The organism is Ferrovibrio sp. GW821-FHT12E11 (assembly GCF_058806975.1).
Window position 1 is genome coordinate 1,004,006 of sequence record NZ_JBXAQG010000001.1, and the last position, 21,353, is coordinate 1,025,358.

The 21,353-nt window shown below is 60.4% G+C and carries 21 protein-coding genes and 1 pseudogene; 8 read left to right on the forward strand and 14 right to left on the reverse strand.

The features are described from left to right. Positions 1-131: 131 nt before the first annotated feature. A complete protein-coding gene (locus AC1ROT_RS04965; RefSeq protein WP_492997515.1) occupies positions 132-698 on the reverse strand; it encodes a TMEM165/GDT1 family protein in 567 nt (188 codons plus the stop codon). Between the two features lie 365 nt (positions 699-1,063). Between AC1ROT_RS04965 and AC1ROT_RS04970 the strand changes: the two genes are divergently transcribed. The 4 genes and pseudogenes from AC1ROT_RS04970 (at position 1,064) to AC1ROT_RS04985 (ending at position 4,271) form a co-directional block, all read left to right on the forward strand. Then, positions 1,064-1,813 carry a lipoprotein YafT gene (locus AC1ROT_RS04970; protein WP_492997517.1) on the forward strand — a complete coding sequence of 250 codons (750 nt, stop codon included), beginning with the start codon at positions 1,064-1,066 and terminating at the stop codon, positions 1,811-1,813. A gap of 141 nt (positions 1,814-1,954) precedes the next feature. After that, positions 1,955-2,803: pseudogene (locus AC1ROT_RS04975) on the forward strand (YifB family Mg chelatase-like AAA ATPase); the annotation flags it as partial. A gap of 86 nt (positions 2,804-2,889) precedes the next feature. Further along, a complete protein-coding gene (locus AC1ROT_RS04980) occupies positions 2,890-3,468 on the forward strand; it encodes a hypothetical protein (RefSeq protein WP_492997519.1) in 579 nt (192 codons plus the stop codon). 44 nt (positions 3,469-3,512) lie between these two features. Next, entirely contained in the window at positions 3,513-4,271 is a 759-nt protein-coding gene (locus AC1ROT_RS04985) for an HAD domain-containing protein (protein ID WP_492997521.1), read from the forward strand. A gap of 155 nt (positions 4,272-4,426) precedes the next feature. Here AC1ROT_RS04985 and AC1ROT_RS04990 read toward each other — a convergent pair whose 3' ends face one another. The 10 genes from AC1ROT_RS04990 to AC1ROT_RS05035 all read right to left on the reverse strand — a co-directional run bounded on the left by AC1ROT_RS04990 (position 4,427) and on the right by AC1ROT_RS05035 (position 13,943). Then, positions 4,427-4,897, reverse strand: a complete 471-nt coding sequence (locus tag AC1ROT_RS04990) for a copper chaperone PCu(A)C domain-containing protein (RefSeq protein ID WP_492997523.1) — start codon at positions 4,895-4,897, stop codon at positions 4,427-4,429. Continuing rightward, complete coding sequence (locus AC1ROT_RS04995; RefSeq protein WP_492997524.1) at positions 4,884-5,117, reverse strand: hypothetical protein; 234 nt, start codon at positions 5,115-5,117, stop codon at positions 4,884-4,886. The genes AC1ROT_RS04990 and AC1ROT_RS04995 overlap by 14 nt, the downstream gene beginning before the upstream one ends. Before the next feature lie 10 nt (positions 5,118-5,127). Further along, positions 5,128-8,373 carry an efflux RND transporter permease subunit gene (locus tag AC1ROT_RS05000; RefSeq protein WP_492997526.1) on the reverse strand — a complete coding sequence of 1,082 codons (3,246 nt, stop codon included), beginning with the start codon at positions 8,371-8,373 and terminating at the stop codon, positions 5,128-5,130. Between the two features lie 23 nt (positions 8,374-8,396). Beyond that, positions 8,397-9,608, reverse strand: coding sequence for an efflux RND transporter periplasmic adaptor subunit (locus AC1ROT_RS05005; RefSeq protein WP_492997528.1), 1,212 nt, complete (start codon positions 9,606-9,608; stop codon positions 8,397-8,399). A gap of 16 nt (positions 9,609-9,624) precedes the next feature. Continuing rightward, a complete protein-coding gene (locus tag AC1ROT_RS05010) occupies positions 9,625-10,875 on the reverse strand; it encodes a TolC family protein (RefSeq protein ID WP_492997530.1) in 1,251 nt (416 codons plus the stop codon). 65 nt (positions 10,876-10,940) lie between these two features. Beyond that, positions 10,941-11,324: a hypothetical protein gene (locus AC1ROT_RS05015; RefSeq protein ID WP_492997531.1), complete on the reverse strand. Its 384-nt coding sequence runs from the start codon at positions 11,322-11,324 to the stop codon at positions 10,941-10,943. 25 nt (positions 11,325-11,349) lie between these two features. Next, positions 11,350-11,721, reverse strand: a complete 372-nt coding sequence (locus tag AC1ROT_RS05020; RefSeq protein WP_492997532.1) for a hypothetical protein — start codon at positions 11,719-11,721, stop codon at positions 11,350-11,352. Positions 11,722-11,826: 105 nt separating this feature from the next. Then, positions 11,827-12,300, reverse strand: coding sequence for a signal peptidase II (lspA, locus tag AC1ROT_RS05025; RefSeq protein ID WP_492997533.1), 474 nt, complete (start codon positions 12,298-12,300; stop codon positions 11,827-11,829). Further along, entirely contained in the window at positions 12,297-13,169 is an 873-nt protein-coding gene (locus AC1ROT_RS05030; protein ID WP_492997534.1) for a cation efflux transmembrane domain-containing protein, read from the reverse strand. The genes lspA and AC1ROT_RS05030 overlap by 4 nt, the downstream gene beginning before the upstream one ends. Before the next feature lie 3 nt (positions 13,170-13,172). Then, positions 13,173-13,943, reverse strand: coding sequence for a transglutaminase-like domain-containing protein (locus AC1ROT_RS05035; protein WP_492997535.1), 771 nt, complete (start codon positions 13,941-13,943; stop codon positions 13,173-13,175). Positions 13,944-14,041: 98 nt separating this feature from the next. Here AC1ROT_RS05035 and AC1ROT_RS05040 point away from each other — a divergent pair, with 98 nt between their 5' ends. Continuing rightward, positions 14,042-14,476: a MerR family transcriptional regulator gene (locus AC1ROT_RS05040; protein ID WP_492997536.1), complete on the forward strand. Its 435-nt coding sequence runs from the start codon at positions 14,042-14,044 to the stop codon at positions 14,474-14,476. Between the two features lie 726 nt (positions 14,477-15,202). Here the strand turns inward: AC1ROT_RS05040 and dmeF are convergent. Beyond that, positions 15,203-16,147, reverse strand: coding sequence for a CDF family Co(II)/Ni(II) efflux transporter DmeF (gene dmeF / locus AC1ROT_RS05045; RefSeq protein ID WP_492997537.1), 945 nt, complete (start codon positions 16,145-16,147; stop codon positions 15,203-15,205). A 143-nt stretch (positions 16,148-16,290) separates the two neighbouring features. On the opposite strand from dmeF, the gene AC1ROT_RS05050 reads away from it, so the two are divergent. After that, a complete protein-coding gene (locus AC1ROT_RS05050) occupies positions 16,291-17,556 on the forward strand; it encodes an adenylate/guanylate cyclase domain-containing protein (protein WP_492997539.1) in 1,266 nt (421 codons plus the stop codon). 97 nt (positions 17,557-17,653) lie between these two features. After that, a complete protein-coding gene (locus AC1ROT_RS05055; protein ID WP_492997540.1) occupies positions 17,654-17,857 on the forward strand; it encodes a heavy-metal-associated domain-containing protein in 204 nt (67 codons plus the stop codon). A gap of 18 nt (positions 17,858-17,875) precedes the next feature. Here AC1ROT_RS05055 and AC1ROT_RS05060 read toward each other — a convergent pair whose 3' ends face one another. Together AC1ROT_RS05060 and AC1ROT_RS05065 are read right to left on the reverse strand one after the other, a co-directional pair. Beyond that, entirely contained in the window at positions 17,876-20,236 is a 2,361-nt protein-coding gene (locus tag AC1ROT_RS05060) for a heavy metal translocating P-type ATPase (protein ID WP_492997542.1), read from the reverse strand. Positions 20,237-20,286: 50 nt separating this feature from the next. Then, the gene (locus AC1ROT_RS05065) at positions 20,287-20,598 is read right to left on the reverse strand and encodes a hypothetical protein (protein WP_492997544.1); all 312 of its coding nucleotides are present in this window, start codon (positions 20,596-20,598) and stop codon (positions 20,287-20,289) included. A 235-nt stretch (positions 20,599-20,833) separates the two neighbouring features. On the opposite strand from AC1ROT_RS05065, the gene AC1ROT_RS05070 reads away from it, so the two are divergent. Beyond that, positions 20,834-21,301 carry a hypothetical protein gene (locus AC1ROT_RS05070; protein WP_492997546.1) on the forward strand — a complete coding sequence of 156 codons (468 nt, stop codon included), beginning with the start codon at positions 20,834-20,836 and terminating at the stop codon, positions 21,299-21,301. Positions 21,302-21,353: the final 52 nt, after the last annotated feature.

Consider the following 21,353-nt stretch of genomic DNA (forward strand, 5'->3'; position numbering starts at 1 on the left):
CCTTCTAAGCGAGCCGGTTTGCTCCGGCTGTCGCGCGTTTCCTCAGGACCAGGAGTCTTAACGGCAAAACGGTCGCAGACCAACAATTTCGTTGGAGCCGCAACCGTTTTGCACTGCCGCATGCCCATGTTTCAGTCAGCCGCCAGGAGCACCGCCAGCGCCAGCAGGGCAAAGGCCGCCGCCGCCACGAAGCGCACCGGCCGCAGCGGCAGCCGCCGCATCAGCCGCTCGCCCAGCAGCACGACCGGCACATTGGCCAGCAGCAGGCCCAGCGTGCTGCCGACCGTGACCAGCAGCACCGCATCGTAGCGCGCCGCCAGCGCCGTGGTGGCGAGCTGGGTCTTGTCGCCGATCTCGGCCACGAAGAACGCCACCAGGGTCGTAGCAAAAGCGCCCCAGCGGCCGGGCTTTGGCGCATCCGCGTCATCCAGCTTGTCGGGGATCAGGGTCCACACTGCCATGGCGGCGAAGGACGCCGCCAGGATCCAGCGCATCACGCGAGCATCGAACTGGTCCTGGATCCAGACGCCGAGCGCGGCGGCCAGCAGATGGTTGGCCACAGTGGCGACAAGAATGCCGGCGAGGATCGGCAGCGGCCGGCGGAAGCGCGCCGCCAGCAGCAGCGACAGCAGCTGGGTCTTGTCGCCGATCTCGGCAATGGCGACGAGGCAGGTGGTGGTGAAGAAGGCGGTGAGCATGAGGGCGTGCACACAGGGGACCGGGCGGCAGATGAGGCCATAGGCTGTCCCGTCGCCGCCCGGTCCGGGTGTCGACAGGTCAAGCCTAAGGTCTCGCCATACCAGATGCTGATTCCGGTCCGGCAGCGCCAAGGCGAGAGGGCTGGTCTCCGCTCGCCTAGTCTGTTGACGCTGCCCCCGCTCAGGTCTTCGCAAAGACCGGCGGACGGCTACTCCCCAAAGGGTGTGGCCGATGTGTAGCGCGACCGGCGGGCTCTGCCAAGCGGCAGGGTGTCACAGCCGCATTTCCGCCATAACTGCCACCCTAGAGTGCACCTGTCGCCGCGATGCGACCCATAAACGCACTGACAGGAAAGGACCACCCCATGTTCACGCTCCGGACGCTGCCGCGCAGCGCCCTGTTCGCCCTTGCGCTGGTGCTGCTAGCTCTGACCGGTTGCGAAACCCGCTCGATCTCCGATTCCGGCTACCGTGCCGAGGGCGGCCGCCGCGCCCAATCCAACCCCTTCTACCGCGGTGAACTGACCGCCTATGACGTGCTCGGTATCGAGACCGACAAACCGATTTCGGATGACGATATCCGCAAGGCGCTGGCCGCCAAGCAGCCGATCGCCGCGCGCAAGGGCTCTGCCGTGATGGTGGTGCAGTCGGGCGCCGCCTTCCCCGACCACGATATGGTGGCGGCGCTGGAGCGCTATTATACCGTCGCCGCCTTCACCGGCGTGCCGATGCAGGGCAGCGCCAATGCGGAAGCGGCGAAATACGCGCAGGTCTTCCGGCTCGCCGCCGCCCAGGGCGGCTACCAGACCATCGTCGTCTACTGGGGTGTGCTGGAATCGGCCACCGAAGGCTCGGGCGGCAAAGTCGTGTCCTGGCTGCCGATCATCGGCGGTTCGATCCCCGACCAGTCGCAGCTCATGCGCATCCGCCTGATGGTCGCCGTCATCGACGTTGCCAGCGGCCAGTGGGACACCTTCACGCCCGAGCCCTTCGTCGACGAGGCCAGCAGCGCCGAACGCCGCCGCGCCGTCTCCGACCAGCAGCAGGTCGCGCTGCTGAAAACCAAGGCCTACAAGGCCGCGACCGAAACCCTGGTGCAGCGCTACAGCCGCTGATTCCGCCAGCGCCGGCAGCCTTATGCGGCGGCTGCCGGCGTTGCCGCATACACCCATATTCTCACCGGACGAACATCAGTTGCCGGCCACAACCGGACATGCTTGAGTGACGGCGAACAAAGAATAAACGGGGGAGTTCGCATGGTCGCCCGCTGCCGCACCGTCGCCTTCCAGGGCATCGAGGTGATGCCGGTGGATGTGCAGGTGCAGCTGGCCAACGGCCTGCCCGCCTTCGCTGTCGTCGGCCTCGCCGATAAAGCCGTGGGCGAAAGCCGCGAACGCGTGCGCGGTGCGCTCGGCGCCATCGGCCTGGCGCTGCCGCCGCGCCGCATCACCGTCAATCTCGCGCCCGCCGATCTGCCCAAGGAAGGCAGCCATTACGACCTGCCGATCGCCCTGGCCCTGCTCGCCGCCATGGGCGTGCTGCCCAGCGATGCGCTCGATGGTTTCGTGGCACTCGGCGAACTCGGCCTCGACGGCGCCGTGGGCCCGGTCACCGGCATCCTGCCGGCGGCGCTGGCCGCCCATGCCGAGGATCGCGGCGTGATCTGCCCGCAGGCGCAGGGTGGCGAAGCGGCCTGGGCCGGCGATGCCGCCCGCGTGCTGGCGGCGCCCTCGCTGCTGGCGCTGATCAACCACTTCAAGGGCGCGCAGGTGCTGAGCCCGCCGGTGGCGCGCATCGCCGAGGACACCGCCGCCACGCCCGACCTGCGCGACATCAAGGGCCAGGAGGGCGCCAAGCGCGCGCTCGAAATCGCCGCCGCCGGCGCGCACAACCTGCTGTTCATCGGCCCGCCGGGATCGGGCAAGTCGATGCTGGCCCAGCGCCTGCCCGGCATCCTGCCGCCGCTGGACTCATCCGAGATTCTGGAAGTTAGCATGATCGCCTCGCTGGCCGGCCAGATCGCCGATGGCCGGCTCACCCGCAAACGGCCCTACAGATCGCCGCATCACTCTGCGTCGATGGCAGCGCTGATCGGCGGCGGTGTGAATCACAAGGAATAATGCGATTCACACCAATTCATGCGACTGATGCCACAGTAAACTATTGATATATAATAACTTGTGGAACAGCGATGGACGCTATTGATGGAAAAACTTATCTGCAGCATATGGCGCCGCTTACCGGTGAAGGATTTACGCTCGACCCTTCTGGCTACGAACGGCTAAATCTTTGGACCCATGTGCTGATGCACATCGTCGAAGCCCGCACAAATTTCCAATGGGTTTTGGATCATCCGATAGCAATGGGTGACCTAGATAATATCCTTCAGCATAAAGCCTTCTTTGTGGCCGCTCTTATGGCATATGGCCGCTGCTATGCCTCCTCTGGATCTGGCATTCCAAAACTGGACCCAAAACAGGTCTATCAAGGGTCAACGGATGGAATGGATGTACATTTACGTTTAATCGAGCTTCGCAACACGATAGCGGCACATACAGATAAATCCGACTTGGTGAGGTTAACTCTTGCTGTAAAGGAAGAGCCCGCACGCGTGATTGTCCGCCATCTCGCGACCATGGCCATTCCGACTGATGAGATTCCAGATTTTCTGGAAGCCGTGGCCCATACGGAGCATTTTGTTACACTCCGGCTCAATGACTACCTCAACCATCTTGAGGCGAAAACCGGCAAGAGAATAGAAGTGGGATAATCCTCTGCTCAACGTACGACCAATGCTGAAGGTGAGGAGCACAAATGACTAACTCCTCGAAAATAGTCTTCCTCGACGTAGACGGCCCGCTGTTATCTCACCGCGCACGGCTACACCCGCGCAACCAGGAAGCCCATGCGGTACCTCCGCTCCCGGAACCTATTGATTGGAAGATAATCAGAGCGCCGCGAGGCAGTGAGGCGATCAGATACTTCGATGAACTCGGTGTAAGCCTTATCCTAAAATTGCTTCGCGGACATGGCGCTCAGTTGGTCATATCATCAAATTGGCAAAAAGCTGGCCTAGCCAATGTGAAGTACATTTTGGAAGAGAACGGCATATCAGCCTCCTTCCTGCATGCTCATTGGAATACAAACGGAGGTTCTGGAGCCACGCGCGCGCAAGAGATATCCGCCTGGTTGGACGCCGCCGCACAGCGCGATGAAGATATCCAAGCGTTCGCCGCCATCGACGACGATCAGAGCATTACAACATTGGCCGGGGGCATCCTTGTCTCGTATTGCGACGGCATACGGTGGGGTGATTTCTGCTCCGCTTCAGCAGCTCTTGGAGGCGGATTCGAAGTATCAGACCTCGAGAGAAAAGAGGGAAAGCTGACCGGCAACATGGCGAAGGGGCCATTGGGAGAAATAGTCATTTCTGGTCATGGCGTGCGCAATCGTCGCTTTGAATTTCCGCTTGCGGAAAATGACTTCGGCCCCGCTCCCGCCGGATGCATCCGCTTGAGAACTTCCGAATATCAGCTGATCAGGATTGGCAGTAAAGCCCATGAGTTCTTTTAGGGCCGCGATCTCACGAGACATCTCAACCTTCGTTAAGAATACTGAAAACAGAGGGAGCGGAGTCGGACCCTCCAAGCTCCGCTCCCGAGGTGACGGCGGGGTTGCAGCCCTGCCGCCTCGGCCATCGGACGCTGACACGTTCGACAGCCGCCTTCTCAAAGCTCAAACTGCCCCACCGTGAGGGTGAGGTCCTTCTTCCGACCATCGGCGAAATCGAGACATGCCTGAATGGTTTCTCCGTACACCAAGTCTCGCTTGAGTTGGACAAGTCGGACACGAGCTGAATATTCGAGATCCAGGATTTCTCCAGCACGAACAGGCAAAGAGCCAATGGGAACAAATCTTATCGGTTCAACCTGCACCTCGATGGCACTATTGCGAGCGACATCGCTGTGAACACCGATAACCTGTCGTGTGCTTGATCCAAGATTCTCAATGCGCAGCCGCACGAAAGTATCGTCTCCAGCGCGTGCGGGTTCGACATAGGGATGGGCGATGATTACCAACCCAATTTCTTCTTGATGAGCCTGAGCCTGAGGAGTCATCACGCCGACAAAGGTCGCCACACCCAAAAGAAGTAGTGCTGTACGGATCATTTCTGTCTCCAAACTTTTACTCCAGATCATGCTTCCAGCCGTGATTTCGGACACCCCTCGCCCCTGGCTCTTTCGCATGATCCGCATGTAACTCTTTGGCGAAGCATTCCTGGAAAGCGGGTGTGCCTACCACCAGGCCGCGCTCAGTACATTCCTTACGGATACTGGCGTGATACTGCTCCTGGCTCCAACCGCAGCCGGACAGTCCCAGGACGGCGCCAAGCAGAATGACAGTTGCGGTGGTGTTCATGGTGACCTCCTTATTCTGCCGGATGAGGGTGTGGGGTGTGCGTACTGGTATCGTCCAGTTCTTCCTCTTTCTGCCGCCGGCCTGCACCGAACTGCGCATAGAGCGCCGGCAGCACTAGCAGCGTCAGTACGGTGGAGCTAATCAGGCCGCCGATGACGACGGTGGCGATTGGCCGCTGGACCTCGGCGCCAGTACCGGTGGCAATCGCCATCGGCACAAAGCCGAGCGACGCCACCAGCGCTGTGATCAGCACCGGGCGGAGGCGGATTTCCGCCCCTTCCAGGACAGCGGCAATCTTGTCCACGCCCTCAGCCAGTTCCTGCTGGAACCGCGTCACCATCACCAGGCCGTTCAGTACGGCAATGCCGCTCAGCGCGATGAAGCCGACGATGGCGGAAACCGAGATCGGCATGCCGCGCAAAGCCAGTGCTAGGATGCCGCCGACCAGGGCAAACGGGATACCGCTGTAGACAATCAGCGAGTCCCGGACGCTTCCGAGCGCCATGAACAGCAGGAAGAAGATGGCGGCAAAGCACAGCGGCACCACCAGGACCAGGGTGTCGCGGGCGGCCAACAAGTTCTCATACTGCCCGCCCCAGCCCAGCCAGTAGCCGGACGGCAACTGTATCTGTGAAGCAATGCGCGCCTGGGCGTCCTGCACCACCGAGCCGATATCTCGACCACGCACATTGGCCTGGACGACCACCCGCCGCTTCCCATTTTCGCGGCTTATCTGGTTCGGGCCTTCGCTAATGGCGATATCAGCAAGCTGGCGCAACGGGACGGTGATCGCCTGGTTGCTGTTGGGCAGGATCACTGGCACTGGGAGGTTCCGCAGCACCTCTAGATCGCTGCGCGCCGCATCAGACAAGCGGACGACGATGTCGAAGCGTTTATCGCCCTCGAACAGTACGCCTACTTCATTGCCGCCGATGGCGGTGGCAATGACATCCTGCACGTCGGCCACCGACAGGCCGCGACGGGCGATCTCGCGCTTCTTCAGGTTGATGTCGAGATACGGCAGACCGGCGGCCTGTTCGACCTTGACGTCGCTGGCGCCCGGAACACCGCGCATGACCGAAGCGACAGCATTCGCTGTTTCCAGCAGAGTGTCGAAATCATCGCCATAGACCTTCACCGCGATGTCCGACCGGACGCCTGCAATCAGTTCGTTGAAGCGCATCTGGATGGGCTGGGTGAACTCATAGTTGTTACCCGGCACCTGCTTCACGGCACGCTCGATCTCGGCAACCAGTTCGGCCTTCGTCTTGCTCGGGTTCGGCCACTCCTTCTGCGGCTTTAGGATGATAAAGGTGTCCGACACGTTGGGCGGCATCGGGTCGGCAGCCACCTCGGCAGTGCCCGTCTTGGCAAAGACGGTCACGACTTCGGGGAAGCCGGATACGGCCTTCTCGACGAGAAGCTGCATCCTGGACGACTGGTCCAACGAGGTGCTGGGGATGCGCATCGCGTGCATGGCGATGTCCTTCTCATCCAGCTGCGGGATGAATTCCTGCCCAAGCTGGGTCATCACCAGAAGCGAGGCAACGAACAACCCAGCCGCGGCGATACCCACCCGGCCCGGCATATGGACCACCTTTTCCAGGATGGCCCGATACCGAGTCTGGGCAGCCAGCATGAAGCGGCTTTCTTTCTCCTTGACTGGCCCACTGACAAACAAGGCAATCATGGCCGGAACAAAGGTCAGGGACAGCACGAAGGCACAGGCCAGCGCGATGATGACTGTGAGCGCCATCGGCTCGAACATCTTGCCTTCGACGCCCGTGAAAGTGAGCATCGGCACATAGACGATGATGATGATGGCCTGGCCGAAGACGGACGGCTGAATCATCTCTTTAGAGGCGACCATCACCTCTAGCATACGCTCCCGCCGGGTCAGCACCCGCTTCAGCTCATGCTGCTTGTCCGCCAGGTGACGCAGGCAGTTCTCGGCGATGATGACGGCGCCATCGACAATCAGGCCGAAGTCCAACGCACCCAGGCTCATCAGGTTGGCGCTGATATGCCCTTTGAGCATGCCGGTGGCGGTCATCAGCATCGTAATGGGAATGACGGCGGCGGTAATCAGAGCGGCTCTGATATTCCCAAGGAACAGGAACAGCACCACGACGACCAGCAGCGCGCCCTCTGCCAGATTCTTCTCGACCGTGGCGACCGTGGCATCTACCAGCTTTGTGCGGTTCAGCACCGGGGCTGCTTCCACGCCGGGCGGGAGGGAGGCGTTAATCTGACTCAATTTCTTGTCGACACTCTCGGCAACCGTGCGGCTGTTCCCGCCGATCAGCATCATCGCGGTGCCGACCACGACTTCCTTGCCGCCAGAGCTGCCGGAACCCGTGCGTAGCTCATGGCCGATGTCGATGGTGGCGACGTCACGAACATAGACCGGGACGCCATCGCGGGTGGTGACGACGACCGCGCCGATGTCGTCGATGTTTTCCAGACGACCATAGGAGCGGACCACCAGGCCTTCGCCATTCTGCTCCATGAATCCGGCACCAATGGCCGTGTTATTGCGCTGAATGGCAGTGGACAGATCTGTGAGCGTCAGGCCCTGGGCAACCAGGCGGTCCAGCTTAGGCTGGATATGGAATTCCTTGGTATAGCCGCCGATGGAGTCGATACCCGCCACGCCCTGCACACTGCGGAGTTGCGGCTTGACCAGCCAGTCCTGCACCGTGCGCAGGTAAGTGACCTGCTTCATCTCTGTGTCGAGGATTTCACCCTCGGGCGTGCGGAAATTGCCGTTCGCCTGCCAGCCGGGCTGACCATCAACCGATGGGGTACGCGGCTCCTTGTAGCGGATCAGCCACATATAGACTTCGCCAAGGCCGGTTGTAATCGGACCAAGGCGCGGTTCCACGCCTTCAGGCAGACCTTCCTTCACCTCGGTCAGCCGCTCACTCACCTGCTGGCGGGCGAAGTAGACGCTGGTCTTCTCCGAAAATATGGCCGTGACCTGCGCGAAGCCATTACGAGACAGCGAACGGGTGCTTTCCAGGCCAGGAATACCGGCCAAGGCGTTCTCAATGGGGTATGTGACCTGCTTCTCGATTTCCGTCGGCGACAGCGCAGGCGCCAGGGCATTGATTTGCACCTGGTTGTTGGTGATGTCGGGTACGGCATCGATGGGAAGCTTCAGCAGGGACTGAATGCCCAGGATACAGACGCCGACCACCAGGATGAGGACGACCAGCCTCTGCCGGATCGACAGGCGAAGAATATGCTCAATCATTGTTCTGGTTCCGCCTGCGGCAATCAGTGGGCGTGCTCGGCTTCAGCCTTCTCAAGCTGAGCCTTCAGGACAAAAGAGTTCTCGACTGCGACGGATTCGCCCGCATCGACTCCGAAGCGGATTTCGACCTGGCGACCATCGGCGCGACCAAGGACCACCTCGCGTTTCTCAAAGCCTTCATCGGTACGGACGAATACGACCTGATCCTTCTTGATGCGCTGGATGGAGGCTTTTGGCACCAGGATGCCAGCCTTCTCGGACGAGCTGTTCACCGTCATGGAAGCAAAGTCGCCGGGACGCCAGTTGCCGCCGTCATTGGGGATTTCGACAAGGACCTTGGCCAGCCGGGTCTCACGGTCGATGACGGGGCTGACGAAGACGACTTTGCCCTTGGCTGGGTTGGCCTGACCTTCGATGTTGACGGCATCGCCTTCCTTGACGAAGGCCAAGTCGCCCGGCGCCACTGACGCTTCGACCCAGACGGCCGATAGGTCGGCAATGGTGAAGAGTTCGGTCTCGGCGGGTACGGAGGCGCCAATGGCTCCGCGGCGCTCGACCACGCGACCCGCAATCGGGCTGCGGATTTCGAGGATTTGCAAACCCGAGCCGCTGCCGTTCATACGAGCGAGGTCAGCGGGGTTGAGACCCAGTGCCGCCAGCTTCTGGCGTGCCAAGTCGACGCGGATACGGGCCTCTTCCAGCGCGGTCCGGGCCGTCAGGAAATCCTGCTCGGACGAGATTTTCTTCTCCCACAGGTTCTTTTCCCGGTCGTGAGTGTTTCGAGCCAACGCTTCCGTGCGCTGGGCTGCCAGCAGCTCACCCTTCACCTCAGCGATTTCCCGGCTCTCGATGGTCGCCAGCAGCTCGCCCTTGGCCACCGTATCGCCCAGACGTTTCTTCAGGTCGATGACGACGCCAGAAGCCTTGGCCGCCACGATGGCCATGCGGTCGGGATTCGCCGTGACGGTACCCGGGAAGGTCGTGGTGCGGACCAGGTCGCCCTCGGTAGCCTCGGCAACAGTGATGCCGGACTGCTGGATCTGCTCGGCCGTGAGCTTGAGCGGGTCGCCTTCTTCCTCGCCTTCGCCGTGGCCGTGACCATGCCCGCCACTTTTGCCATGCCCTCCGGCTGCTTCGTCATGATGACCGCCAATCAGGCCGGTCTTCACGGCTACGACCGAGCCGCCGATGCCCAGGGCGATGCCCACAATCAGGGCGATGATGGTATTGCGCATGGTGTTCTCCGGGAGGTCAGTAGGTGCGGCCGACAAGGCGCATCAGCTCGATGCGGGCCAGGTGGTAGTCGCGCAGGGCAGTGGCATGTTGGGCTTTGACGTCGAACTGGGTGCGCTGAGCATCCAGCAGGTCCAGAAAACCGAATTTGCCAGCGGAGTAGCCTTCACGGGCCGCGGCCGCGGCTTCATCGGCGGCTGGGATAATCGTCTTGCCCATGGCTTCGGCTTCGCTGTGCGCGGCCAGCAATGTCTGTCGGGCTCGCGCGAGGTTGCCCAGCAGCGTCAGTCGCATTGCGTCGGCCTCAGCCTCGGCCCGGTTTAAGTCTTGGCGAGCACGAAGGATGTTGCCGCTATTCTGGTCGAAGACCGGGATGGGAATGGACAGTCCCACCACCAGGGCATTGCCGCCGTCCTCGTTGTACCGGCGCATACCGGCTCGGACCGTCGGGTCCGGCACACCGGCCGCGCGCTCGCGATCCACGCCAGCACGGGCCTGAGCGATTGTTGCACTCAGCCGTGCAAAATCTGGATTCTCGGCCAGCGCCGCTTCATCTGGACTGACATCCGGCACATTGCCGATGCGGTCGAACCAGCCGGAATTCACCGCCAGCGCGACATTCGGCACACCCAGCAAGGCGGTCAAGGCAGCACGATTGCCCTGAAGCTCGCGCTGAGCTTTCTGACTGGCAACCTGAGCAGCCGCCAGGGTGATATCGGTCTTGCGCGACTGGACGGGAGACTCACGGCCATTCTGGACACGCTCGCGGATGGCGCCTGCCAACGACTGGGCGTTCTTCAGTCGGTCATCCTCCAGGGCAACTAGGCGCGCGGCATAGAGTGCGTTGATGTAAGCCTTGGCGACTTCGTCTCGCAGGGCGAGTTGGTCAGCGGTGCGGTCGTGAGCGGCAAGCGTCAATCCGGCTTCGGCCGCATCAATGCGCGCCTGCCGCTTGCCGCCGATCTCGATGCGCTGGGACAGACCCGCCGTCAGCTCAATGTTGTTGGTGCCGCGATACTCCTTGCTGCCCGCGAAGTTCTCGGCGTCAACAAATAGCTCCGGGTTCGGCCATGCACCGGCTTGCATGCGGTCACCGGTCGCGCCTTCGCGCCGGGCGTCGGCTGCACGGATGCGGGGCGAATTGGCCTCGGCAATGCGCAGGGCATCGTCGAGCGTGCGAATTTCGACCGTCTGCGCCCAGACAGTCATAGGGGCAGTGGAGGTCAGCGCCACGCAGAGTGCGAGCGCGGGAGGGCTATAGAAGCGCATGGAATCCTCGGACAGACACAGGTTTCCCGGTGCGGACGCACCAGGTCGTGTTCAGAGTCGAAGGATCAGGCTTTGGGAGGTTCCAGGAGGCCGTCAGGCTGCGCAACGGCAAAACCGTTGTCGCGAAGGGCCAGGAGCTTGGGCGCCGTGGGCATGGAATGATTCAGGCTGGCCACGGAATGCGGCAGGCCACGACCATGCTGTTCACAATGGGAAGCACAGTCCTGGCTTCCATTGGCACCTGGCTTGGATTTCTCGATATCGATCTGCGACGCACTATCGCCCGACTGGAATGCCGATACCGTCGTTTGGTCATTTAAACCGGCGGCCATAACCGGATGCTCTAGATGCCAGGCCCCCACAGTCGCGCAGAAAAGCATGCCAAGCACAGTGACAATGAGGGCGAGACGCCGACCTGTCGAAAAGTGCCTGAAAATGCTGATTTTCATTGCTTCCGTATGCCTGGGGATACGCTTACTTGACGTTCAGATTGTACTGCGCCTTGCCAACTTCCTTACCACCATCGGCAAGGGTTGTCATGGCCCGAACATTACCGGTGGCCGGGGCCGAAGCCTTGCCAACCAGCTTGTCGCCCTGCGGCTTCAACTCGACCGTGCTCTCGGCGTTGTTCACGAAGAGACGCACATTGGCCGACATCGAGGCTGTAGGGTTCATCGGCTTATGGTCCTTGATGACATAGAGATGGACGTCACTACCCTTGACGACCAGCTCGCCTTCGTAAGAACCGATTTTCTTGACCTGGCCACCGTATTTCGCCTCGTCCGCCTGCGCCGAAACGGCGAAAGCGAACAGGCCTGCGGCGACCAATGCACTCAGTTTCCTCATTCGACACCTCCATGTTTGAGGGACATACAGAACTAGCGACGGAAGATTACGCTGGCAAGTCACGGCGTTGTCAGGCTGCTGCGACGCTTCGCCGCCGTAATACTGTTACATCCGCTCTTGCGACCGAGGGTGAATACCATCCCAAAGAATACAGGCGACACCGCAGAAAATGGCGACGTCCGCCAGATTGAAAGCGGGCCAGTGCCAGCCGAAGGCATGGAAATCCAGAAAGTCGGTCACGGCCCCGTGCCGATATCTATCCAGAACATTGCCGACGGCACCGCCAATGATAAGCCCAAGCCCCGTGGATGTGATCCAAGAGGCTTCTCGCCAGAGCCACCACAGGAGGTAAGCGATGACCACGAGAGCAAACAGCGACAGTGCCCACCAAGGTATATGGCCGCCGAGCAGGCCAAAGCTGACGCCGTCATTGCGCACCAGGATCAGATTGAAGAATGGGGTCAACTGAATGGCCCAGGTGGAATCACCTGAGCCCGCGGCAAGGGCCATTGCCTTACTTGCCTGATCCAGGAGGAGCGCGGCGGTGCCCCATACAAATCCTGCAATACGCGGCGTCACGGCGATGTTTTACCTGCTCTGGCCAAGTCACTTCGCGCATCCCGCACAATCGACCAGGCCGATTGCAGGAACAGTCCTGCGATAACGATGGCAACGACCAGATCCGGCCATGCCGAATCCGTCCAGGCGACCACGCCAGCAGCAACGAGAACGGCGGCATTGCCGATGGCATCATTCCGGCTGAATAGCCAAACAGCTCTGACATTGGCATCGCCCGCACGATGCGGCACCAGGACAGCGGCAGCCGTGACATTTACGGCAAGTGCGATAAGGCCGAACAAGCCCATCAACTCAGCTTCCGGCGTATGCAAGACCAGAACCCGATAGGCCGTATTGGCAAGGACTGCGAGCCCCAGTGCGCCAAGAAACAGGCCCTGGATGAGAGCCGAACGCGCACGCCACGCCAAACTCCACCCTATAGCCAGTAGCCCGAGGAATGTGATGAGACCATCGCCCAGGAAATCGAGCGCATCGGCCTTCAGTGCTTGAGAACCAGACCAGAAACCGCCCATCGCTTCGACGATGCCGTAGCCAACATTCAGCAGCACAACAATCCAGAGCGCGCGCCGATAAGCTGGTGCAACATGCGACATGTCTTTCGGCAGCTCACCGTTTTCGCCATCCGTTTCGGTATCCAGACGCTGAAGGTGATAGCCCAGACCTGTCACCGCCCTCTCGATTTCTGGCAACTGTACGGCGGGTTCCGCGACATCGAGCGTCATGACCTGCGACGCGATTGATACCTTGACCTCGTTGACCCCAGATATCTTTCTGGTGGCGCCCTCAATCTTGGCGGCGCAACTGGAGCAATCCATGCCGGTGACACGGTATTGGATGTCAGAGACCTTCGGTGCAGCCGTGGCGGACATGATTTACCTGATGATTGCGTTGCGGATGCGGGTGACATTCCGGTTCATCACGTGCCGGATGTAGTGGATGTAGAACCATCGTTTCCAGCCCCTGATATTCGTACCGACCTTGGCGTAAAACTCGTCAGGGGTATTGAATAGGCCGAAATCGTGATTGATGCCTTTATCCTGGATATAGGTATCTCGACCCGTCCATGCCGTCTTCGGATTACGGAAATCATCGGTGGACACGCCGTATCCGCAGAAGCTTCCGGAGCAATCAGGATAACGGGCCTGAAGCTGACGAAGATATGTGGTGTCGAGAATGAGACCTTCTAGATTCAGCCACCGGCCATCGAGTTGTACCTCGACCCAGCTATGCAGGATGTTGACGGGCGCCAGCAGATAGAAGAGGCCGGTGACGGCGCCTTTCTGAAGACGCTTGTGAATGGTGAAGCCGTGGAATCGGCAGGAAATGCCGACCGCGCGCAGCAGCGCCATGAAGAGGGTCGCCTTGGTGTTGCATTGACCGTAGCCGTCAGCCAGCACGGCTGACGCCGGAATATCGTCGTCGGTGTTGTAGCCGAACAGGATTTCGTCACGGACGAACTCATAAATTGCCTGCACGCGGTCTTCGCGAACCATGTCACGCCAGCCGCGCTCGGCAATCAAGGCCGTGATGCTTGGGTGGTCGAAGTCGAGCAACAGCGTGCGCTTCAGCAATTCGCACACGCATTCGGCTTCGTTGGGCGTTACGGGCTGGTGGCCGCGGAAAGCAATGTCGGTCGCAAGCATGGTGCGCCTGTTGATTTGATTTCACTTCGGATACCGTACAGCCTACAACTATTGTAGGTTCAAGCGGTGATTTCACCTGCCATAGACGAGTTCACAACATGGAAAATCAATTACTTACGATTGGACAGCTTGCTGACCAGAGCGGCTGCTCTGTCCAGATTGTCCGTCACTATGAAGAGGAAGGCTTGCTACCAGAGCCTCCCAGGACGGCAGGCAATCAGCGCCGATATGGCGCCAATCATCTCCGGCGCCTGCAATTCATCAGGCACAGCCGGGATCTTGGCTTTTCGCTCGGGGATATCCGGGAAATCATCCGCATCTCAGACGAGCCGGACCAGAGTTGCGATGCGGTCAATGCAATCGCGCAGCAACATCTCGAAAACGTCGAGCGACGCATCTCGCAGCTCAAGGCCTTGCGCAAAGAGCTGAAGCGGATGGTTGGTGAATGTGGCTCCGGCAAAGTCGCTGAATGCCGCATCATTGAGACGCTGGCGGACTTTGGACATGCCCATTGCCGTCATGACCGGGTGTAAGTTCGATCTCCGGGGAGAATTGCAGTCCCGCACCTTCGGTTTACAAAACCGAAGGTCTGCCAAAGGCAGGCACCGGCCGGCGGTAATACTCGGTAGAAAATCTCGCTGGCCTGTGGCTTTCCCAGCCTAAAGCGCTGGAGATCAAGGCCAATTTATCCACGGAAAAGAATCGGTGGATAATTTCTGACTTCGGCCATATGGCCAATTTGGACTTGCACGGTCCTAGAATATATTGATCTCAGCCATTGCCGATCTTGAAGGCTCTGGGTTGCGACAGCAGCCAAACGGCCCGTGCGCCGGGGGTACAGAGGGGTTGAGCGGAACGCCAGTTGGCGCTGGTGCCCGCTATTCAGAATGGCGGAAAGGAGAACCGAACTGTTGTTGTACCATTTCGTCACGTTGCTCGTGGCGACCCTGCAGCTGGTGATCGATCTGATTACGCTTCTGCAGTAATGCCGTAAGGCGGGGGCGGGCTGCGTCACGGCGCAGCCCAAACCTCAAGCAAGACGCCGTCCAATACAGAGCCCTCGAAACCGGCTGGGCCCTGAAAACAGGCTGGGCCTCGAAGCGTTGGCGCGCTGCGAGGCCCATTACTGGTGGGGAAGGAGACTTCCCTGTTGTGTACCGTAGCTAACGGTATATCGCATGTAGCCATCTGGCAATACGCTTATACGCGGATCACCGGAAAGACCAAGAAACAACAAACTACTGAAATAATTGCATAATTTAAGTTCCGCAGCGATGCACCTCGACCGTGACATGCGACATATGCGGAATCTGCAAGAGCTTCCCCCGGTAAACGTCCGGTTCCAGCGGGTGATCGGATACCAGGGCTACAATGACAGCCAGGTGCCCTGGGCCTACCCGCCACAGATGGAGGTCGCTCACCCGGTCGCCGTCTTGCTCGAGCATTTGGCGAATCTGCATGGCGGTGTCCCCTGCCGGCACGGCATCGACAAGCACCGCACCAGAAACGCGCATGAGACTCCAGGCCCAGCGGGCGATCACAATCGCGCCCAATAGCCCCACTACCGGGTCCATCCAGAGCCAGCCGAAAAACCGTCCCGCCAGCAAAGCAAGGATGGCCATGACCGATGTCAGGGCATCGGCCAGCACATGCAGATAGGACGCCCGAAGATTATGGTCGTGATGGTGGTGATCATGATCGTGGTCATGTGCATCGGTTTCTTCATCCCGATGCAGGAGCCAAGCGCTGAGCAGGTTGACGACTAAACCAAGCGCCGCGATCGCGATCGATTCATCGAACCTGATTGGTGTCGGCGCAGTCAGGCGAAGGGCGGATTCATATCCGATCAGCACTGCTATGACGGCCAGAATCAGCGCGCTTGAGAACCCGGCCAACTCACCGATCTTCCCCGTTCCAAAGGTGAAACGCCTGTCGCCGGCATGGCGTCGGGCAAATGCATATGCCGCGGCCGCAATGGCGAGCGCACCGGCATGGGTTGCCATATGGATGCCATCCGCCAGAAGCGCCATGGAACCGAACATCAGGCCCGCGGCAATTTCGCCAACCATCATCACGGCGGTCACGCCAACCACGATCCACGTCCGGCGCTCGTTCCGGTCATGGCCGACACCGAGGAAAACATGGTCGTGCTGCCAGTCAGACAGGGAATGCGTATGCATGAAACCTCCGGCGTTGGACAGCATCTGGTACAATTCTGCGGCTCATGGCGTCAGGGCTACTCCGTTCCATAGAATGCCTTCAGAGGACGGATAACACAAACACACATGAATTTAACCGGGTCTAATGCTAATCAGTGGGCCAAATAGACCGTCTGTTGAAAAGAACAATGGCCCAGGACAAAACCCTTCCGCAAAACCTCACACAAGCCTTCAGGGCATCCGACCTTGAAAGCGAGCGGATCGCATCGATCATTCGCGCCATCATCCTGGTGACGCTGCTTGCCGCAGTTTTCACGGCGCGCACGCAGGAAGCGGATCACCGACCACTGGAGCTGGCCGTGCTGGTTTACGGCCTGGGAACCATTGCGGGCCTGGTGGCGGCCTGGAGGAAATATCATCCTGTCGTCCTGCCCTATTTCCTTGTCGGTTTCGACATCATTACCCTGACCATCGCAATCGTCATGATCGGTGCGGAATTTGGCATTGCACCCATAGACGCATTCACGCTGCCGATTTCGGGCCTGCTTGTCGTGGTCTTTTTGCACGCTTCGCTGCGCTACAATCCTTGGCTAGTGGTGTTTGCAGCCGGCATTCTGGCGGCAGTAATCCTGATCGCCTCCATGGTCAGCAACGTCGACGAATCCGGCTTCCACACGGATGCAGCAGAGCATCTGATGCATTTCAGGGTGTTTCCGATCATCATTTTTCTGCTGACCATGGGCATTCTCGCGGTAACGACCGCACGAACCAGGCGACTGATTGCCAATGTCTACGTCAGCACCAGTCGGGCCGCCACCTTGTCTCGCTACTTTTCCCGCGACGTCGCTGAAGAGCTGATGAACAGACCATCTGGAACAACGGAGTTTGGCGATCGCATCCGCGCCGCGGTGCTGTTTGCCGACTTGCAAGGCTTCACCGCCATGGCGGAAGCGATGGATCCAGGTGAGCTTGCCAAGTTCGTTTCGGACTTCAGGGAGCGGATTTCCAGGCCGGTATTGGCCAATGGCGGCGTGGTCGATAAATACATCGGCGACGCGGTCATGGCGGTCTTCGGCGCACCACGACAGGCGCCGGACGATGCAAAGCGGGCCATACTCTGCGCCCTGTCGATGGTCGATGAAATCGAGGCCTGGTCCCGGGAACGCATAAAGCTGGGCAAGCCGCCCATTCGTATCGCGATTGGCGGACACTTCGGGGATGTGTTTGCAGGCGTGATCAGCGACGGGACACACCTGGAATATACCGTCATTGGCGACACGGTGAATGTCGCAAGCCGTCTCGCGCGATTACCGCGTGCCCTGGAGACACCGCTGGTTCTCTCGACTCCGCTTGTCGAGGCGGCAGGTTACCACGATGTCAGGCTTGTGGCGCTGCCGCCGCAACCGCTTCCAGGCCACCCTAAACCGATGCCAGTACATAAGCTTTCAGGCTGACGAGCCTGGGAGCAGCTTCAGTCTCGTCTCCGGCAGACATGCCTTGACCTTCCCACGCAGGAAGGCCGTAAGGCTTGAGCAGCCAAGGAGATACCCGATGACTGACTTTACCGTTCCCGACATGACCTGTGGTCATTGCGAGGCCAGTATCCGCAAGGTGGTTGCCGCTTTGCCTGGCGTCGATGACATCGTCGTCGATCGCCCGAACAAGCGCGTTTCCGTGCGTGGCTCAGTGTCTGACGATGCGGTTCGCAAGGCCATCGAAAATGCTGGCTTCACGCCACAGGCAGCGTCGGCCTGACCTCCCGACAGGTTCCGTTCATTTGATGCGGACGGCACGCAGTCGCAAAGCGTTGGCAATCACACTTACCGACGACAGTGCCATGGCGGCCGCAGCAATGACGGGGGACAGAAGCAACCCGAAGGCCGGGTAAAGCACCCCGGCCGCGATCGGAACACCCGCTGCATTGTAGATGAAGGCGAAGAACAGGTTCTGTCGGATGTTGCGCATGGTCGCCGCCGACAGGTGACGGGCCTTCACGATGCCCTGAAGATCGCCCTTCAGCAGGGTGACGCCGGCACTTTCGATGGCCACATCCGTCCCGGTCCCCATGGCAATGCCGACATCGGCGGCCGCAAGCGCGGGGGCGTCGTTCACGCCATCGCCGGCCATTGCCACCACCCGGCCTTCGCGGCGTAGGCGCTCGACGACGGCGCTCTTGCGGTCTGGCAGCACATCGGCCTCTACCTCTTCGATCCCGAGGCGCCGCGCCACGGCTTCGGCCGTGATGCGGTTGTCGCCCGTCAGCATGACGACATGGATGCCATCTTCGCGCAGGGCGGCAAGCGCTGCCGGCGTCGTCTGCTTGACCGGATCGGATATCGCCAGGATACCGGCCACCTCCTGGTCGATGCCAAGATAGATGGCGGTTGCGCCGTCCTGGCGGAGTTCATCGGCCTGGTGGCTGAACCGCTCCGCCGGCAGGCCGTGGCTGCGCAGGAAGTCCGCATTGCCGATGATGACCTGATGGCCATCGATCCGTCCGACCACGCCTTTGCCGACCGGGCTGTCGAACTCGGTTGCCGTCCCGAGCGCCATGCCGCGTTCGGCCGCCAGTTGTACGATAGCCTGAGCGAGAGGATGCTCGCTGCTGCGTTCGAGGCTGGCTGCGAAATACAGCAGCTTGTCCTGGCCAATCTGGGCTGTTGTGCGGATCTCGGTGAGCTTTGGCTTACCTTCGGTCAGCGTCCCGGTCTTGTCGACCACAATGGTATCGACCTTTTCCATCCGCTCGAGCGCTTCTGCATTCTTGATCAGGACGCCGAGCTGGGCGCCCCGCCCGACCCCGACCATGATCGACATTGGCGTCGCCAGGCCAAGCGCGCAGGGACAGGCGATAATCAGGACGGATACAGCGGCAACCAGTCCGAAGGTGAGCCGCGGCTCCGGACCCCAGACGGCCCAGGCGGCAAAGGCGAGGATCGCCACGAGGATGACAGCCGGCACAAACCAGCCGGCGACATCGTCGGCAAGGCGCTGGATCGGCGCCCGGCTGCGCTGGGCCTGCGCCACCATCTGGACGATCCGGGACAGCATGGTGTCATGGCCGACCTTGTCAGCGCGCATGACGAATGACCCGGTCTGGTTCATGGTACCCGCGATCACCTTGCTGCCGGCTTCCTTGGTGACGGGCATCGATTCACCGGTGACCATGGATTCATCCACGGCACAGCGGCCCTCCAACACTTCGCCATCGACCGGCACTTTTTCGCCGGGTCTGACGCGCAAACGATCGCCGATCTGGATAAATTCAGCCGGAATGTCCTCATCCGAGCCGTCGGCCGTAATGCGCCTGGCCGTCTTCGGTGTCAGGTCCAGCAGCGCCTTGATCGCGCCCGATGTCTGCTCACGCGCCCGCAATTCGAGAACCTGGCCAAGCAGGACCAGCACAGTGATGACGGCTGCTGCCTCAAAATAGACCGCGACGGCGCCATCGGGCCCGCGGAAAGCCGGCGGAAAGAGACCAGGATGAATGGTTGCAACCAGACTGTAGACCCAGGCAATGCCTGTCCCCATGGCGATCAGAGTGAACATATTCAGCTGACGGGTTGCGATCGATACCGCGCCGCGCTGGAAGAAAGGCCAACCCGCCCACAGCACGACTGGTGTTGCCAAGACCAGTTGGATCCAGTTCGACATCTGCGGCCCGACAACATGCAGGTTCAAGAGATGTCCACCCATCTCGAGCATGAAAACGGGGACGGTCAGTCCCAGCCCGACCCAGAACCGTCTGGTCATATCGATCAGTTCGGGATTGGGGCCGCTGTCGGCCGTGACCATTTCCGGCTCGAGCGCCATGCCGCAGATCGGGCATGAGCCGGGTCCGGACTGGCGGATCTGGGGGTGCATCGGGCAGGTATAGATGGTGCCCGCCGCAGCCGGCGGCACGGCTGGCTTTGCCTGCCCGATTGTGTTGCTGACTGGATCGGCAATGAACTTGGATTTACAGCCGCTCGAGCAGAAGAAATACGACTGACCGTCATGCTCTGCCCGATGGGCGGTTTTTGCCGGATCGACCTGCATGCCACAGACCGGATCTTTCACTGTGTCCGGCGTGCCATGCTGATGGCCATGATGATGGTCGTGGCTCGAATGGTCGTGGCGGGTGATATCGTTCATTTTTTGCTCGTCTCGGTCAGTCGCTGAAATATTCAATCCCAAGAATTCAGTCAGTCGTCGTGGCAATTGCCGGATTCACGAATGCTGCGCAGGGTACTTGTGCGATCAAATTCCATCTGCACCCGGCACTGATGTAAACGCGGCGACGGTGGTCGCGACCTTGCCGAGGGAAGACGATGCTCATCCATGATATAGGTCAGCACCTGCCGGTCATTGACCCAGGTCTCAGCATCCGGCGCTCCGTAACGCGAGATGATATCCGCCCTGGGCAAGCCGATCAGATCGTCGAATCTGGATGGGGTGCCTGCTGCACAGGCGGCAAAAAGTATTGGCATCAGCAGGATGAGAACCCGGATCGACACGATCAGCCTCCGCAATATCGCAGGCAAATATCTGCTCCGGTCGATGACCGGGCAGTTCGCAGATTGGGTCCTTAACGGTCAGGATATCGGAAAACTCAGGTTTTTCAAATGCGAAGCGCCGTGAATCGACGGCCAAGCAGCGCCTGCTCAAATATTGGTAACCCCTCGTTCCGGCCTTGACCTTGCCATGCTGGAAGGTTGTATCGTGCCTCTCATGATGTCCGGTCAGCCCCAGATGACGCTTTCGCCGTGGCGGCGCCTTGCCGCCGCGCTGGCGTTGTTTGCGATTCTGTTTGCCGGAACCGTGTCCTCGCTTTCGCACAGCATGGCAATGGCTGCGACATCGAGCACGATGATGGCGGCCATGGTCTCCGGATCGGCCGTGCATGATCCTGCAGACCAGGTCTCGACGGCCGGCCACGACCATCAGAGTGTCAAGATTTCGAAGATCGATGCGACCACTGCCCATGAAAAGGGCCTGCCGCATGATCACGATGCCATGGCTACCGGCGGCGACAGCGCACCTGGCAATTGCGATCAGGGCTGCATCCTGTGCAAGGACTGCGCGCTCTGCGGCCTGTTTGCCTTCGGCGAGCGGCCACTGACGGCCTTCGTCGCCTACTATGCGGGCTATGCACTGCCGGTGACCCAGTCGCCCGCAAGCCTCACGCCCGCACTTCCTTCCGAGCCTCCTCGAGTCTGATCGACGCCTGAAGATCGTCCCGCAGCACTACCTGCGGTCGATCATCCTTTCG

Coding starts and splice junctions, on each gene's coding strand:
- AC1ROT_RS05020 (WP_492997532.1), bottom strand. CDS start 11,721: ATGAGGAAACTGAGTGCATTGGTCGCCGCAGGCCTGTTCGCTTTCGCC.
- AC1ROT_RS05060 (WP_492997542.1), bottom strand. CDS start 20,236: ATGAACGATATCACCCGCCACGACCATTCGAGCCACGACCATCATCAT.
- AC1ROT_RS05070 (WP_492997546.1), top strand. CDS start 20,834: ATGACGCTTTCGCCGTGGCGGCGCCTTGCCGCCGCGCTGGCGTTGTTT.
- AC1ROT_RS05030 (WP_492997534.1), bottom strand. CDS start 13,169: ATGTCCGCCACGGCTGCACCGAAGGTCTCTGACATCCAATACCGTGTC.
- AC1ROT_RS04980 (WP_492997519.1), top strand. CDS start 2,890: ATGGACGCTATTGATGGAAAAACTTATCTGCAGCATATGGCGCCGCTT.
- AC1ROT_RS05055 (WP_492997540.1), top strand. CDS start 17,654: ATGACTGACTTTACCGTTCCCGACATGACCTGTGGTCATTGCGAGGCC.
- AC1ROT_RS05015 (WP_492997531.1), bottom strand. CDS start 11,324: ATGAAAATCAGCATTTTCAGGCACTTTTCGACAGGTCGGCGTCTCGCC.
- AC1ROT_RS05005 (WP_492997528.1), bottom strand. CDS start 9,608: ATGCGCAATACCATCATCGCCCTGATTGTGGGCATCGCCCTGGGCATC.
- AC1ROT_RS05010 (WP_492997530.1), bottom strand. CDS start 10,875: ATGCGCTTCTATAGCCCTCCCGCGCTCGCACTCTGCGTGGCGCTGACC.
- AC1ROT_RS05040 (WP_492997536.1), top strand. CDS start 14,042: ATGGAAAATCAATTACTTACGATTGGACAGCTTGCTGACCAGAGCGGC.
- AC1ROT_RS05000 (WP_492997526.1), bottom strand. CDS start 8,373: ATGATTGAGCATATTCTTCGCCTGTCGATCCGGCAGAGGCTGGTCGTC.
- AC1ROT_RS05035 (WP_492997535.1), bottom strand. CDS start 13,943: ATGCTTGCGACCGACATTGCTTTCCGCGGCCACCAGCCCGTAACGCCC.
- AC1ROT_RS04995 (WP_492997524.1), bottom strand. CDS start 5,117: ATGAACACCACCGCAACTGTCATTCTGCTTGGCGCCGTCCTGGGACTG.
- AC1ROT_RS05050 (WP_492997539.1), top strand. CDS start 16,291: ATGGCCCAGGACAAAACCCTTCCGCAAAACCTCACACAAGCCTTCAGG.
- AC1ROT_RS04970 (WP_492997517.1), top strand. CDS start 1,064: ATGTTCACGCTCCGGACGCTGCCGCGCAGCGCCCTGTTCGCCCTTGCG.
- AC1ROT_RS04985 (WP_492997521.1), top strand. CDS start 3,513: ATGACTAACTCCTCGAAAATAGTCTTCCTCGACGTAGACGGCCCGCTG.
- AC1ROT_RS04990 (WP_492997523.1), bottom strand. CDS start 4,897: ATGATCTGGAGTAAAAGTTTGGAGACAGAAATGATCCGTACAGCACTA.
- dmeF (WP_492997537.1), bottom strand. CDS start 16,147: ATGCTGTCCAACGCCGGAGGTTTCATGCATACGCATTCCCTGTCTGAC.
- AC1ROT_RS04965 (WP_492997515.1), bottom strand. CDS start 698: ATGCTCACCGCCTTCTTCACCACCACCTGCCTCGTCGCCATTGCCGAG.